We start from the raw sequence: 14,860 nt of genomic DNA, 5'->3' as shown, positions 1-14,860 counted from the left end.
AACGCCCCCGCTCATGCCCCCGCGCAAGAAGAAGTCCACCGAGCAGGAGGAGCTGTTCAGCGCCTCCACGCCCAAGGAGATCCAGGCCATCCTGTGGAAGGCCGCCGACAAGTTGCGCGGTTCCATCGACGCCGCGCAGTACAAGGAGTTCGTCCTCGGCCTGATCTTTCTGAAGTACGTCTCCGACGCCTTCGAGGAGCGGCGCGGGGAACTGGCCCGTGAGCTCGCCGAGGACGGCATCTCCGGGGACCGGATCGACGACTTCCTGGAGGACCGCGACGAGTACACCGGCGCCCATGTCTTCTGGGTGCCGGAGACCGCCCGCTGGTCCTGGATCGCGGCCCACGCGAAGAGCCGGGGCGTGGGCGAGCTCCTCGACAGCGCCATGGACGCGGTCATGCGGGAGAACACCACGCTGAACGGTGTGCTCCCCAAGATCTTCAACCGCGACACCGTCGACCAGAAGCGCCTGGCCGAACTGGTCGATCTCATCAGCAGCGCCCGCTTCGGCGGCACCGAGGGCAAGCCCGCCCAGGACGTGCTGGGCGAGGTGTACGAGTACTTCCTCGGCAACTTCGCGCGCGCGGAGGGCAAGCGGGGCGGCGAGTTCTACACCCCGCAGTCGGTGGTCCGCCTCATCGTGGAGATCCTGGAGCCGTACAACGGGCGGGTCTACGACCCGGCGTGCGGCTCGGGCGGCATGTTCGTCCAGGCGGGCAAGTTCATCGAGGCGCACCGGGGCCGCGGCCACAAGGCGGACATCGCGGTCTACGGCCAGGAGCTCAACGAGCGGACCTGGCGCCTGGCCCGGATGAACCTCGCGATCCACGGCATCGACGGCAATCTGGCGGCGCGCTGGGGCGACACCTTCGCCGACGACAGGCACCCGGACCTCAGGGCCGACTTCGTGATGGCCAACCCGCCGTTCAACATCAAGGACTGGGCGCGGGACGAGCACGACCCTCGCTGGAAGCACGGCGTACCGCCCCGGAACAACGCCAACTTCGCCTGGCTCCAGCACATGGTGGCCAAGCTGGGCGAGCGCGGCACGGCCGGGATCGTCCTGGCGAACGGCTCGATGAGCTCCCAGCCGAGCGGGGAGGGCGAGATCCGCCGGTCGATGGTCGAGGCGGACCTGGTGGCCTGCATGGTCGCACTGCCGTCCCAGCTGTTCCGTACGACGCAGATCCCCGCGTGCCTGTGGTTCCTGGCCAGGGACAAGTCACCGCAGGGCGCGAAGGGGCTGGCCGACCGGCGCGGGCAGATCCTCTTCGTCGACGCCCGCGGCCTGGGCGTGATGGCCGACCGCACCGAGCGCGTGCTGACCGAGGCGGACCTCGCGAGGATCGCGGGCACCTACCACGCGTGGCGCGGCACGGAATCGGCGCGGGCCGAGGGCCTGACGTACGAGGACGAGCCGGGCTTCTGCTTCTCGGCCGGCCTGGAGACGGTCCGCGAGCACGGCTACGTCCTGACACCGGGGCGGTACGTGGGAGCCGCCGAGGAGGAGGAAGAGGACGCGGAGGCGGTCGCGGCGCAGGTCACAGCGCTGACCGACGAGCTGTTCGGCCTCTTCGACGAGGCGGCGGCCCTGGACACGACGGTGCGGCGGGTACTGGGGAGCCTCGGATGAGCCGGGAAGAGCCCGGGGAGCCGCGGAGGGGCGCGGGCGAGCCCGGAAAGCCTCGGACGGACACGCAGGAGCCCGGGGAGCCGCGGACGGACACACAGGAACCCGGGGGATCACGGACAGGCGCCCAGGAGCCCGGGACGGGCCCGTGGGATTCGGCGACCCTCGGCGAGGTGTCGCTGGTCGTCACCAAGGGCACTACGCCCACCAGCATCGGCCGGGACTTCACCGCCTCGGGAACACCCTTCGTCAAGGTCGAGTCCATCCGGGCGAGCGGCGTCGTCGACCCGGACAAGGTGGCCCGGATCGACGCGGAGACCCATGAGCTGCTGGGCCGCTCGGCGCTCCGGGCCGACGACGTCCTCTTCACGATCGCCGGAACGATCGGGCGGGTGGCCCTGGTCCCCCCGTCCCTCGTCCCCGGCAACACCAACCAGGCCGTGGCCGTCATCCGCCCCGACCGCCGCCGGGTGGAGCCCCGCTTCGTCCTGTACTGCCTGCGGGAGCAGCGGCGGGTACGGAAGGCCCAGTCCCGGGTGGTGCAGTCCGTGCAGGCCAACCTCAGCCTGGGCGAGCTGCGCGCCGTGGAGATCCCGCTGCCGCCGCTCGCCGAGCAGCGGGCGATCGCCGCGGTGCTGGGCGCCCTCGACGACCGCATCGCCGTCGACGAGCGCATCGCCCGGACCGCCGGCCAGCTCTCGGCGGCCCTCTTCCGCCAGGCCCTGCTGGAGCACCCGGACGGATTCGCCGAGCGGCCCCTCTCGGACACCTCGGAGTTCGTCAACGGCAAGCCGTTCACCAAGGGAGCCACCGGCACCGGGCGCATGGTGGTACGCATCGCCGAGATGAACAGCGGACCGGGCGCGTCCACCGTCCACAACGACATCGAGGTGGACGAGAAGCACCTGGCACGACCGGGCGACGTGCTGTTCGCCTGGTCGGGCTCGCTGACCGTGATGCGCTGGTTCCGGCCCGAGGCGATCATCAACCAGCACATCTTCAAGTGCGTCCCGAAGAACGGGAATCCGCGCTGGCTGGTGAGCCAGCTCGTCCACCGGAAGATCGACGCGTTCCGGGCCATCGCCGCCGACAAGGCGACGACCATGGGCCACATCCAGCGCAAGCACCTCGACGAGCCGGTCGCCGTACCGGACCCCGGCACGCTCCGCACCCTCGACGGGGCGATCGCACCGCTCTGGGACCGGGCGCTGCTCGCGGAGCGGGAGTCCCTGTCCCTCGCCGTGCTCCGCGACACCCTCCTCCCCCAGCTCCTGTCCGGCCGCCTCCGGGTCGAAGAGGCCGAGAAGATCGTCGGGGAACGCATATGAGCGCCCGCTCCCCCGGCGACCGCCACCGCCCCCACGAGTCCGACTGGGAGCGGCTCGCCCTCGACGAGCTGGCCGGGCTCGGCTGGTCGCCCGCTCCCGGGAACACGTTCGCGCCCGGCTCCGGACACCGGAGGTCCTGGGACGATCCGGTCCTGTACCCGGACCTCCACGAGGCGGTGGAGCGCCTGAACCCGGGGCTGCCCCCGGCCGCCGTGCGGGACGCGGTCGACGCCGCCGTGACGCCCGGTTCCCAGGACGCGTACGAGGAGAACCGCACCGCCCACGGCCACCTGACCACCGGCCTGCGCTCCCTCGCGTACACCGACGGATCCGGCGCCGAGCAGCACCCCACCGTGCGGCTCGTCGACCTCGGCGACCCGGACGCGAACGTGTACCGCGCCCTGTCCCAGGTCACCGTCGTCGACGGCGAGAAACACCGCCGCTTCGACCTCGTGCTGTACGTCAACGGCCTGCCGCTCGCCGTCCTGGAGCTGAAGCGCGCCGGGGACGAGGACGCCACCCTCCGCGACGCCCACTCCCAGATATCCCGCTACGTCGAAGAGTTCCCGGCCGCCTTCCGGTACAACGCGGTCGTCCTCGTCTCGGACGGCATCACCGCCACGTACGGCACCCCGTTCACCCCGTACGAGCACTTCGCGCCGTGGAACACGGACGAACAGGGCGTGCCCGTCGGCCCGTTCGCCGCCCGTGGCCTACGGGACTCGGGCCAGAACCTGGCCCTGCACGGCCTGTTCACCCCGGGCCGCTTCCTCACGCTCGTCGCGTCCTTCATCAACTTCGTACCGCCGAAGCGGACGAAGCGCATCGCCAAGCCGCACCAGTACCACGCGGTCGTCCGGGCCGCCGCAGCCGTCCGCGAGGCCGCCGCGGGCGACGGCAGGGCCGGGGTCGTCTGGCACACCCAGGGCTCGGGCAAGTCCGAGGAGATGGTCCTCACCACCACCCTGGTGATGAGGGATCCGGCCCTGCTGAACCCGACGGTCCTCGTCGTCACCGACCGCACCGACCTCGACGACCAGCTCTACGCGACGTTCCTGGAGAGCGAGATCCTCCCGGAGGCGCCGCGGCAGGTCATGACCCGCTCCGAGCTGCGCGAGACACTGGCGGTCAAGCGGGTGGGCGGCATCCTCTTCACGACGCTCCAGAAATTCGGCCGCACCCAGGAGGAGAAGGAGTCCGGCACGGACCACCCGCTCCTCTCCGACCGCCGCAACATCGTGGTCGTCGTCGACGAGGCGCACCGCAGCCACTACGACAGCCTCGACGGCTACGCCCGCCACCTGCGCGACGCCCTCCCGCACGCCACGCTCCTCGCCTTCACCGGGACGCCGATCGCCGAGGAGGACCGCGACACCCGCGAGGTGTTCGGCGACTACATCGACGTCTACGACCTGAAGCGGGCCGCCGACGACGGGGCGACGGTCAAGGTCTTCCACGAGAGCCGGGTCATCCAGCTCACCCTGGACCGGGACATCGACCCGACGGCCATCGACGAGGAGGCCGACCGGATCACCGAGGGCCTCGACGCCACCGAACGTGCCCTCGCCGAACGGGCCGCCGCCACGATGAACAACCTGTACGGCGCGCCCGCCCGCATCCGTGACCTCGCCGCCGACCTCGTACAGCACTGGGAGACCCGGCGTACGGCGATGCGGCCGTTCGTCGGCGTCTCCGAGGCGGGCGGGGCCCCCGGCAAGGCGATGATCGTGTGCGCCACCCGCGAGATCTGCGTCAGCGTGTACGACGCCCTGCGCGCGCTGCGGCCCGAGTGGCACGACGACGCGTTCGACCAGGGCGCGATGAAGATCGTCTTCTCGACGGACACCCGCAAGGACAGCGAGCGGGTCCTCGCCCACGCCCTGAACGGCACCCGCCGCAAGGCCGTCGTCAACCGGGCCAAGGACCCCGACGACGAGCTGCAGCTCCTCATCGTCAACAACATGCTGCTGACCGGCTTCGACGCACCGCCCGTCCACACCATGTACCTGGACCGCCCGCTCAGGGGCGCCGGACTGATGCAGGCCCTGGCCCGTGTGAACCGCCGCTTCCGGGGCAAGGAGGACGGCCTCCTCGTCGGGTACGCCCCGCTCACCGAGAGCCTCCGGCAGGCCATCGCCGCCTACACCGACGCCGACCGGCAGGACCGCACCCTCGGCCAGGACCTCGACCGCGCCCAGGACGAGCTGCGCAACGAGTACGACATCCTCGACGGCATCCTGCGCGGCTTCGACTGGCGGGCCGCGCTGGACCGGCCGTCCGCCACGGCGTTCATCGACGCCGCGATCCGGGCCGCGAACCACCTCCTCGACCCGGCCACCCCCGGCAACGCGCCCGGCACCCTGGACGACCCCCACCACACGCTCGGCCGGCGGTTCCGCGAGCACGCCCACCGGCTGGAACGCTTCCACGCCCTCTGCGCCGGCTCCGCCGACCTCTCCACCCGCTTCGCCGACCGCGCCAACTGGCGCCGGGACATCCAGTTCCTCGTCGAGGTCCGCGCCTACGTGACGAAGATCGACGCGCTGAACCGGGAGGCCCGCGGCCTGCCCGTGGCCCGGGACATCGAGCTGTACCTGGCGCGGCTCACCTCCTCGGTCGTCGAGACCAGCGGGGTGACCGACCTGCTCGCCGAGGCCGGTCTGTCGGCCGCCGATCTGACCCACCTCGACGACGCCCTCATCGCGAAGCTCCGGGCTGGCCGGACCCCGCACCTGGCGGCGGAGGCCCTGCGCCGCCTCGTCGAACGGAAGATGCGCGAGGTGACCCGGAACAACATCGTCCGCCGCACCGCCTTCTCCGACCGGCTCCAGGACCTCATGGACCGCTACGCCCGCCAGCAGTGCACCAGCGCCGAACTCATCACCAGGCTGGTGGAGATGGCCAGGGAGGTCATGGCGGACACCCGCCGCGGCGCCTCGTTCGACCCGCCGCTGGACTGGCGCGAGCTCGCCTTCTACGACGCGGTCGCCGACCACGGCACGGCCCGCGCCGTCATGGGCGACGAGGTGCTGGCCGCCCTCGCCCGCGAACTCGTCGCCGAGGTCCGCGACCGGCTCAAGCCCGACTGGGTCGCGCGAGAGCCCGTACGCGCCCGCCTCCGCAGCACCATCAAACGCCTGCTGGCCCGCCGCAACTACCCCCCGGACGAGTCCCCCGAAGCCATCACCCTGGTCCTGAAACAAATGGAACACTTCGCCCACGACTGGTCCACCACTCCCTGAAGGCATCACGGCGAGGAGAGCGCCGGGCCGGGCGTCCACCCCGCACTCCGCCTCCGGGCAGAACCCACTGCCCCGCTGCCCCGCTGCCCCACCGCCGTATCGGCCCCTGCCACACGGCCGTCATCGCCAGAGATGTCCACACCGCGGAAAAGCAGCGCGGTAGACATTCAGCGCACAACGCCTCATTGACGTGTGCGACCGCGGAGCACACCGGCAAGACCGCGCCCGAGGCGTCACCGCGAACACCCCGCCCTCAACTGGCGTGCTCCAACATCATCTTGTGATGCACACCACTCGGAACTCCGGTTGCGGCACGCTGACCACACCTGTTTGATGTTGGAGGAATTGACGTACGCCCATGGAGTTCGTGCGGATAGTGTCGGCTGGGGGGCTTTGATGCAGCGCGTTATCACGCATACCTCACCGGTCCACGGATTCCCAGGAACCGGCCCCGCAATGCGGGCTATTCACAGTCCTTTCACGGTCCACCCTTTCGGCGTGGGTGGCGTGCTACTCCAAGGACGGCCGCCTGGGCTGAACCGCGCGACGTCGGAGCGCTGACTCTCCATACAGCGCCAGGAGGACAAGGTGACCACGATTACCAGTAACGCGGGCTCTCATCAACGCGGCACCTCAGACGCTGACCCGAGCGAGGCACTCCGGCAGGCCGGCATCGATGTGCGGCCGATTCCCCGGGCCGCCGACGAGACGGCCGCCGGACTGCGCCGGGCTGTCCGGCAACGGGAAACTCCGCTGATCTTCCGTGGCTTGACGGAGAGCTGGCCCGCTCGTCAGACATGGTCTCCCCAGCACCTGCGCGAGACCCATGGACAGCGCGAAGTCACCGCGCTGATGGGCCTGCCCACCGACGGCGTGCTCTATCCGAAAGACCAGAAGAACTACGAACGCACCCTGGGCTTCGCCGAGTTCATCGACGCCATGCTGGACGAGGAACGGGACGGACCCTGCTACCTCGCCTACCAGCGGGCCGCGGAACTCGTGGACCCCTCGGACTGCGACTTCACTTCCCTGCTGGGCTCCACCGCACAGCAGGACACGGACACACGGGTGTGGATCGGCTCCTCGGGCACCCGCTCCATGCTGCACTCCGATCTCAAGGACAATCTGTTCTGCCAGATCTGGGGCACCAAGACGGTGACGCTCCTGCCCTGGCGGGACAGCCGCGCCGCCTACCCCTTCCCCGACAACCTGGTCAACAGCCAGATCGACGTGGCGCGTCCGGACGTGGCCCGTCATCCCCTGCTGCGTGACGTCACGTTCTACAGCACCACGGTGGGCCCCGGCGACATCGTCTTCATCCCCCGCGGCTGCTGGCACGACATCCGCTCGCACACACCGTCGGTGTCGGTCAACCACTGGTTCGGCGCGGCTCAGAGCTTCACCGAGTACCTGGCACTGCTGGGCCGTCTCGGCCCGTCGTACTGGCAGCGCACCGCCAAGGACTTCATCGAGCACGGCCTGCGGGGCCGCCGCGAGGAGACCCGGTTCTTCTTCTCCCCGCCGTCCACCGGAAAGCGGCTCTACGACGCACTCCGGACGGGCAACTTCTCCGAAGGCAACGACCCCTCCAACTGAGGCGGGGCGTCGGCCGCGTGGCTCCGCGCCCATCACGCCTGAATGATCAGGCCCTTCATCTCTATTTCACTTACGGGGAGAATATCCGTGCTGGAGCGGGTCGATCTGACCATAGCCGCACACGCAGTCGCACAGCCCGACTCGAAAGCGGTCTTTTCCGGCGGTCGCTGGCTGACCTACGGCGAGCTGGATGACCTGGTCACCGGCGTGGCCGCGACCCTGACGTCCTGCGTCGAGGCCGGTGGGGAACGACCTGTGGTCGTGATCACCGGACGCAGTGAATGGGCCGTCGTAGCGATGCTCGGAGTCTGGCGGGCCGACTGCGTCTACGTACCGCTGGCGGCGGGCACTCCCCGCGAGCGCCTGCTGGAGATATTCGAGCGGGTTCAGCCAGCCGCGCTCCTCACGGACCGCGACAACGCCGAGCAGCTGAAGGGCCTCTGGAACGAGAGCCCCCTGCTGGAGATCGAGCAGACCATCGTCGCGTGCGGATCCTCCGCCGTGACACCCCCCTCCGCTCCACAGGGGCCCCAGCTCGCCTGCCTCGTTCACACCAGCGGGTCGAGCGGTCCCTCCAAGGGCGTGATGATGGATCACCACGCGCTGCACAACCTCGTGACGCACGTCGTGGAGCCGTACTCGCTCGGGGCCCAGGACCGGGCGCTGCACTTCGGCGCCTTCGGATGGGACTCCAGCATCGAGGAGGTCATCCTCCCCCTGAGCAAGGGCGCGTCCCTGGTGATGCGCACCGACGAGGCCGACTACGGCGTGCCCCATTTCCTGGAGCAGCTGGAGAAGCAGTCCGTCTCCCACCTGTATCTGCCGACCTCGTACTGGCATGAGATCTGCCTTGAACTGAGCCGCGGAACGGTGCGGATCCCCTCGTGCGTACGCAGCGTGCTCATCGGCGGCGAAGCCGCGTCCCTGGCCGATGTGACCACCTGGCGCACGCACGTGCCCGGGAACGTCGACCTGTGGAACTGCTACGGGCTGACCGAGACCTGCGTGACCTCCACGGTCTACCTCGACGACAGGGACCTTCCCGTGGAGCGGTTCCAGGGGCTCCCGCTCGGGTCTCCCTGTCCGAGCGTCACCGTAGCGGTGCTCGACGACGAGATGCGCAGTGTGCCGACTGGCGAGGCCGGCGAGTTGTGCATCGGAGGTCCGGGCGTAGCACGGGGGTATTGGGGTGACCCCGTGGCGACAGCGAAATCCTTCGTACCCGACCCCCATGGGCCCGGACGTCTCTACCGGTCCGGCGACCTGGTCAGGCAGGACGAGTCCGGCCTGCTGCACTTCGTCGGCCGCGTGGACCGCCAGGTCAAGATCAGGGGATTCCGCGTCAATCCCGTGGAAGTGGAAGGCATGCTGGCCCTCCACCCACGGGTCAGGAAGGCCTGTGTCCTGGCACGGACCGAGTCTTCGGGTCTCACCGGGCTGGTGGCCTGCCTGGAGCTCGTCGACGACCGGGACGACACCGAGGATATCGCGGCGTTCCTCAAGGACCGGCTTCCGGAATTCATGGTGCCGAGGACACTGGACATACTCAGCGCCCTGCCGTTGCTGCCCAATGGGAAGATCGATGTCAATTCCCTGACGAGCAGCCCGTCCGCTACTGATTCCCCGGCGCCGCACCGCCCGACCGGCACTGCCGACGGCGTTCAGGCCATCTGGTGCGAGGTCTTCGGCATCGAGAGCTGCGACCCGCATGATGATTTCATCGCGCTCGGCGGAAACTCACTCTCCGGCATGCGCATCGCCGCGCGGATCAATGAATCATTCGGCGTGGAGATCCGCCTCAGGGACATATTGGATGCCCGCACGATCTCCGCGATCACCGACCTCATATCAAAACTCCACGAAGACGACCTCCAAGGAGAATAAGACATGGAGAACTCCATGAAAGACGGAATGGAATACGTCGTCGTCATCAACATCGAGGAACAGTACTCGATCTGGCCCGCCCACCAGGATGTTCCGGAGGGCTGGCGAGCCCTGGACACGCGCGGTCAGAAGGCCGAATGCCTCAACTACATCGAGCGCACCTGGACCGATATGCGGCCCAAGAGCCTGCGCAGCAGCTAGACGTCGACGACTGAGGAGTGAGTGGCGTGATCCGTACGCTCTATGCCAACGGGTGCAGTTTCACCGAGGGCAAGGAACTCGAAGAGGAAGACCCGGAGCTGCGCCTGGCCGGACAGAGCAAGGACATCCTGACGCAGACCCAGGTGCGCGCCTATCGGAACAAGAAGGCGTGGCCCGGTCACCTGGGCAAGCTCCTGGACGTCGAGACGGTCATCAACGCGGGACGCAGCGGCGGGTCGAACGCGCGCGCCGTGCGCATGACGTACGACTACGTCTGCAGCTATCTCGCCGCCGGCGGATCGGCCGAAGAACTCCTCGTCTGCATCGGCTTCACGGACATGGTCAGAACCGAGCGCTTCGAGAGCATGCCCGGGGTCGACGTCAGGTCCGACGCGCCGTTCGATGACGGCTGGAACCTGATGAAGACCAATCTGTCCACGAAGAAGCACGGGGCAGACCGATCCGCCCTGAAGGTGAATCGATTCTATTACCGGTACCTGTTCACCGAGGAACAGGCCACCGTCACCTACGTCCAGCAGTTGCTGAACATGCAGTTCTTCCTGTCGTCGCTCGGCGTGAGATTCCATTTCCATGACGCCCTTGCGACGAACGCCGAACCCGTCAACCGGTTCTCTCTCATCACGCAGCATTTGATCAACTTCATCAAGCCGGGTACACATCGGTCCGTCCACTCCACTGGCAAGAACGAGATGACCTACAAGGACGGGCACACCTTCGAGGAGTGGCTGGTGCGCTCGGGCGCCCCTCGCGCATCTGCACAGCACCCTCTCTCCGAGGCCCATCAGCAGTGGGCCAGGCTGCTCCACTCGGAAATCCTGGAAAGCGGAATCATTTAAGCCCCGTGAGGGAAGAGGAGGGATTCTAGATGTCGGAACCCCAGGGGCATCACGGCCCCAGAAAGCTCCATCTGACTGATCCGGTACCCGCAGAGGTGTCGTCGGAGCTACCCGACTTGCCGCCCGTGGCGGAGAAATGGGCAGCCCCCGGACACGAGCTGCCCCTCGTTCTCGAACCCCGCTCCGCCGACCTCTCATTGGTCGAGCTGGCCACTGAGTACAGAGCGGAGCTCCGGCAGCGCTTGCTCCAGTACGGTGGAATCCTCTTCCGCGGCTTTTCCCATTCCACTCCCGAGACGTTTCGCACGCTCATTACCGCTCTGTCCGGCGACCCCCTCGAATACATCGAGCGGACTTCTCCGCGCCATGAGGTGGGCGACAAGGTCTACACGTCGACCGACTATCCGGCCGGGCAGGAGATCTTCCTCCACAACGAACAGTCCTACAACAGCACCTGGCCCCAGCTCATCTTCTTCCACTGCGTCACGGAGCCCGGCTCGGGGGGTGGTACACCGATCGCCGACTGCCGCAAGATATTCCAGCGCATTTCCGAGAAGACGCGCCGCAAACTACAGGAACGAAATTATTCTTACGTACGCCACTTCGGAGGCCCACTCGGTCTCGGCTGGCGCGAGGCCTTCCAGACGGAGGACCGGAGCGAGGTGGAGGAATACTGCCGGAGCAACGCCATCAGCTTCAGCTGGGGCGAGAAGGACGAACTGTCCACCCGTCAAATTCGCACCGTGAGCGCGCGTCACCCGGTCACGGGCGACGAGACATGGTTCAACCACCTGGTTTTCTTTAACGTTCAGATGTTTGATCCCAGCGCCCGGAAGGCCATGCTCTCGATGGGCAAGGACCGGCTTCCCAACAATACCTACTACGGCGACGGCGAGGACATCGAGCCCGAGATCGTGGAAGAACTGCGTGCCGCCTACCTTGCGGAGAAGGTCGTAGTCCCGTGGCGTGAGGGCGACATCCTGATGCTCGACAACATGCTCGTGGCCCACGGCCGGGAGTCGTTCAAACCACCGCGTCAGATCATCGTGGGCATGACTGAGCCGCTCGCAGCCAAAAGCTGAGCTCTCTTGTCCACCCACCAAACCGAAAGGGTACCCCGATGACTTCTTCCACGGGCAGCGCACCGTCTCCTGCCGAATGGACCCGCGGCCCGATGGCGAATCTCTTCTCGTCCTACGTGGCTGCTTCCGCATTGTCCAGCGCGTACCAGCTCGGGCTCCTCGACGAGCTGTCCGAGAAGGGCGAGATTCCGCTCCGCGGCCACAGCGACCAGCGACTTGACGTGCATGTGCTGCGCACCATCTACCGCACGCTGCACTGGGCCCAGGTCGTAGAGATAAAGGACAGCGATCTCGTTATACCGGGCGCACGCTTCGAAGAGGCGTACGCCGCTCGCGGCTACTTCTACTGGCTGGTCAAGGGGTGCGGCGAACTCTTCAGCACCGCGCCGGACGTGACCCACGAAGACCAGCGGACGGGCGACTTCTACCACCGCGACATGAGGGCCGTGGCCATGGGGTCGCGCCACATCGGCGAGGAGGAGGTCGAGCGGCTCTTCGACAAGGTTCTCGCCGATGTGCAGGTCGGGAAGGTCGCCGACCTCGGCTGCGGTTCCGGACAGCGGCTGATCCGGATCGTCAACAACCACCCCCATGCCCACGGTGTGGGGGTGGACATCTCCGACGCGGCCGTTCAGCTGGCCACCGAGTCCGTGGGGGAAGTGGGACTCTCCCACCAGATCTCCGTACTGCAGGGCAATGTCCTGGCGCTGGAGGCACTGCCCGACTTCGCGGATGTGGACACGGTCACCTGCGTCTTCATGGGACACGACTTCTGGCCGTACGAGAGCTGTGTCAACACCCTGCGCACACTGCGTGAGGCCTTCCCCGCGGCCAAGCGGCTCTTCATCTGCGACGTCGTGCGCACGACCGAGCTGCCGGGTCCGGACACCACCATCTTCACGCTCGGATTCGAAGCGGTCCACGCGCTGATGGGGGACTATCTGCCCACGTACGACCAGTGGCTGGAAGCCTTCACCGAGGGCGGCTGGGAGTGCAGGGCGATCCACCCCACCACCACACCGCCCAACGGGTACCTCTTCGAACTGGTCCCCGCGGTGGCGGAGTAACCGGGCGAGGCAGGACCAGGCGCAGCGGTCTTTGGCACGGCAGCTGCGAGCGGTCGGGCCGACGCCCCTCCGCCCGGCGCCGGGCACACGCCCTGGGGTGTGCCCGGCCGCTGGAGATCCGTTGGAGATCCGTGGTGACCTCCGTGCGCGTGTCCTGACACGGGCTCGCCCTTCACGCCGCGCGGTTGACGCATGTGCTGTCGCCGGTGGGGCGCGGCCCCGGCGGCGGGATGCGGCCGGGGCCGGGCCGAAGGACCGCCGTCCTTGGCCCGGGGCACCGGCGGGCCGCTGCTGTTACGGGGTTGGCCGAGGGGTCGGTACGGGGCCAGCGCCGTCGTTCCGCCGCAGGTCCTGGCGGACCCGTGGCGGGCGCGCCCGAAGGAGGGCCGGATGCGGCGCTGCCCAGCGCTGAAAGAGTTCGTCCCCCCAGCACCTGGACCGCCGCTGGAGTCCGGACCGGGTCTTCCAGGCGCCTCGCACCACACGCCCGGCCAGCCGACGGCGACCATGAGCGGTGGGCATCCGCTGGGGGGCGGGGCCCGGCGGCCGGGGCCCGAAAGCTCCCCGCGCTCCCCGGCGGCCACGCGCTGCGGTGGCATATCTGTCCGAGCTCTCCGTGGCGGTGGCATCCCTGTCCGAGCTCTCCGTGCCGGACTTCTCCGACGATCCGGCACGTGACCACCGCCTGGTGTTCCGGGACTGGGACACGGGCATGCCCGGCCAGGCCGAGGGAGTGGGCAGGCTCGTCCGCCCCACTCACGGCGCGGGACCACACACCGTTGTGGACTGCTCGTGCGGGACCGGCACCCAGGCCATCGGGCTGGCCCTGGCCGGGCACCACGTCGTCGGCAGCGGCCTGAGCCCGGCTTCCGCCGGGCGCGCCGCCACCGAGCGGGCCGCCGCCGAGGCGGCGGCCCGGGAAATCCGGCTTCCGGCAGCGGCGGGGGGCACGCGCCCTGCCTCACTCTCCCTTCGTCCCTGGCAGACCCGTGGACGTCGCCGGTCACCGCACTAGAGACGCCGATGAACCCAGACGTTGGGCTCGACGTAGACCGCCGTGTCGTGGCGCAGGTCGCAGTGAACCGGGGTCAATGCCTCCGGGACGATCGTCGGACCGTGCGTGTCGAAGGGGAGGCCCGTCCACTCCCGCCAGTTGTCCAGCGACCCCACCACCACCATCGACGCCGGAGCCACCCCCACGATGTCCGCACCCAGCTTGACGTGCGCGCGTAGCAGAGGGTCCTGCGGGAGCCCGTTCCTGGTCCTCTGGATGTACTCGCTCATCGGAAGGTCCGGAACCTCCGCCTTGCCGGGTGGCCGCACCGGCGCGACGTAGTGACGGAAGCCCCTCGTCTCAGCCAGCCTGTGCATGGCCCGCAGCATGTGGGTGCCGATTCCCGTCCCGCGGAGGCCCTGGCGGACCACGACCTCGAGCCCGCAGACCGCGTCGCCCTTGTACCCCGCCAGCCGCGCGAGGTGAGCCTGACGCACGGCTCCGTCCCACCCGCTGTCGGGCAGGCCCTTGGGCGGCACGTCGTCAAGGCCGATGGGCACGCAGTAGCCCCGTGCGAGCACCTCCCCCGGATCCGTGGCCGACACGGCGACGAGGACGTAGTCGGGATAGTCCGTATGGGCGTCGATGTGGAACCGCTCGCCGATCGGCTCGTGCCGCATGAACTCCGGCCAGCTGTCCTTGAGTGCCGAGACCTTCCCCCTCAGGTCGGGTCGCTCGGCCAACGTCGTTATCTGTACGTCCTGGTTCACAGTTCCCGTCTTCTCCCCTGTCGGTTCACCACGAGCCGTCAGACGCCCGCGCCGCCGGACGCACTCTCAACCTGCTGTGCGAGCGCCGCGACGCTGGGCGTGTCGAAGAGCACCCGCAGGTTGATGTCGGTGTCGTGGACGTCGTTGATGCGGGCGATGACCTGGATGGCGAGCATCGAGTGCCCCCCGAGCTCGAAGAAGTCGTCATG

Annotated in this window: 12 protein-coding genes; 10 read left to right on the top strand and 2 right to left on the bottom strand. The window is 68.5% G+C overall.

Going from position 1 to position 14,860, the window contains the following annotated elements:
- Positions 1 to 13 precede the first annotated feature (13 nt).
- From ACFVWY_RS20585 to ACFVWY_RS20540, 10 genes are all read left to right on the top strand, one after another.
- A complete protein-coding gene (locus ACFVWY_RS20585; RefSeq protein WP_389874295.1) occupies positions 14 to 1,633 on the top strand; it encodes a type I restriction-modification system subunit M in 1,620 nt (539 codons plus the stop codon).
- Positions 1,630 to 2,958 (top strand): restriction endonuclease subunit S, encoded by a 1,329-nt coding sequence (locus ACFVWY_RS20580; protein WP_389874292.1) that lies wholly within the window; start codon positions 1,630 to 1,632, stop codon positions 2,956 to 2,958. Before ACFVWY_RS20585 ends, ACFVWY_RS20580 begins: the two co-directional genes overlap by 4 nt.
- Positions 2,955 to 6,200 (top strand): type I restriction endonuclease subunit R, encoded by a 3,246-nt coding sequence (locus ACFVWY_RS20575; protein ID WP_389874289.1) that lies wholly within the window; start codon positions 2,955 to 2,957, stop codon positions 6,198 to 6,200. The genes ACFVWY_RS20580 and ACFVWY_RS20575 overlap by 4 nt, the downstream gene beginning before the upstream one ends.
- A gap of 678 nt (positions 6,201 to 6,878) precedes the next feature.
- The gene (locus ACFVWY_RS20570) at positions 6,879 to 7,796 is read left to right on the top strand and encodes a cupin-like domain-containing protein (protein ID WP_389874669.1); all 918 of its coding nucleotides are present in this window, start codon (positions 6,879 to 6,881) and stop codon (positions 7,794 to 7,796) included.
- A gap of 87 nt (positions 7,797 to 7,883) precedes the next feature.
- Positions 7,884 to 9,680 (top strand): non-ribosomal peptide synthetase, encoded by a 1,797-nt coding sequence (locus ACFVWY_RS20565; protein ID WP_389874287.1) that lies wholly within the window; start codon positions 7,884 to 7,886, stop codon positions 9,678 to 9,680.
- 15 nt (positions 9,681 to 9,695) lie between these two features.
- Complete coding sequence (locus tag ACFVWY_RS20560; protein WP_389874284.1) at positions 9,696 to 9,881, top strand: MbtH family protein; 186 nt, start codon at positions 9,696 to 9,698, stop codon at positions 9,879 to 9,881.
- Between the two features lie 26 nt (positions 9,882 to 9,907).
- A complete protein-coding gene (locus ACFVWY_RS20555; protein WP_389874282.1) occupies positions 9,908 to 10,738 on the top strand; it encodes a DUF6071 family protein in 831 nt (276 codons plus the stop codon).
- 29 nt (positions 10,739 to 10,767) lie between these two features.
- Positions 10,768 to 11,820, top strand: a complete 1,053-nt coding sequence (locus ACFVWY_RS20550; protein ID WP_389874280.1) for a TauD/TfdA family dioxygenase — start codon at positions 10,768 to 10,770, stop codon at positions 11,818 to 11,820.
- A gap of 38 nt (positions 11,821 to 11,858) precedes the next feature.
- Complete coding sequence (locus ACFVWY_RS20545; RefSeq protein WP_389874277.1) at positions 11,859 to 12,887, top strand: methyltransferase domain-containing protein; 1,029 nt, start codon at positions 11,859 to 11,861, stop codon at positions 12,885 to 12,887.
- Between the two features lie 592 nt (positions 12,888 to 13,479).
- The gene (locus tag ACFVWY_RS20540; RefSeq protein WP_389874274.1) at positions 13,480 to 13,902 is read left to right on the top strand and encodes a hypothetical protein; all 423 of its coding nucleotides are present in this window, start codon (positions 13,480 to 13,482) and stop codon (positions 13,900 to 13,902) included.
- Here the strand turns inward: ACFVWY_RS20540 and ACFVWY_RS20535 are convergent.
- Positions 13,899 to 14,624 carry an N-acetyltransferase gene (locus ACFVWY_RS20535; protein WP_389874272.1) on the bottom strand — a complete coding sequence of 242 codons (726 nt, stop codon included), beginning with the start codon at positions 14,622 to 14,624 and terminating at the stop codon, positions 13,899 to 13,901. The genes ACFVWY_RS20540 and ACFVWY_RS20535 overlap by 4 nt on opposite strands.
- 65 nt (positions 14,625 to 14,689) lie before the next feature.
- Positions 14,690 to 14,860, bottom strand: a 171-nt coding sequence (locus ACFVWY_RS20530) for a phosphopantetheine-binding protein (protein ID WP_389874667.1), incomplete at its 5' end; no start/stop codon positions are given.

This window comes from Streptomyces sp. NPDC058195, from assembly GCF_042883525.1.
Classification (GTDB): Bacteria; Actinomycetota; Actinomycetes; order Streptomycetales; family Streptomycetaceae; genus Streptomyces.
This window is presented reverse-complemented; position numbering and strand designations above follow the sequence as displayed.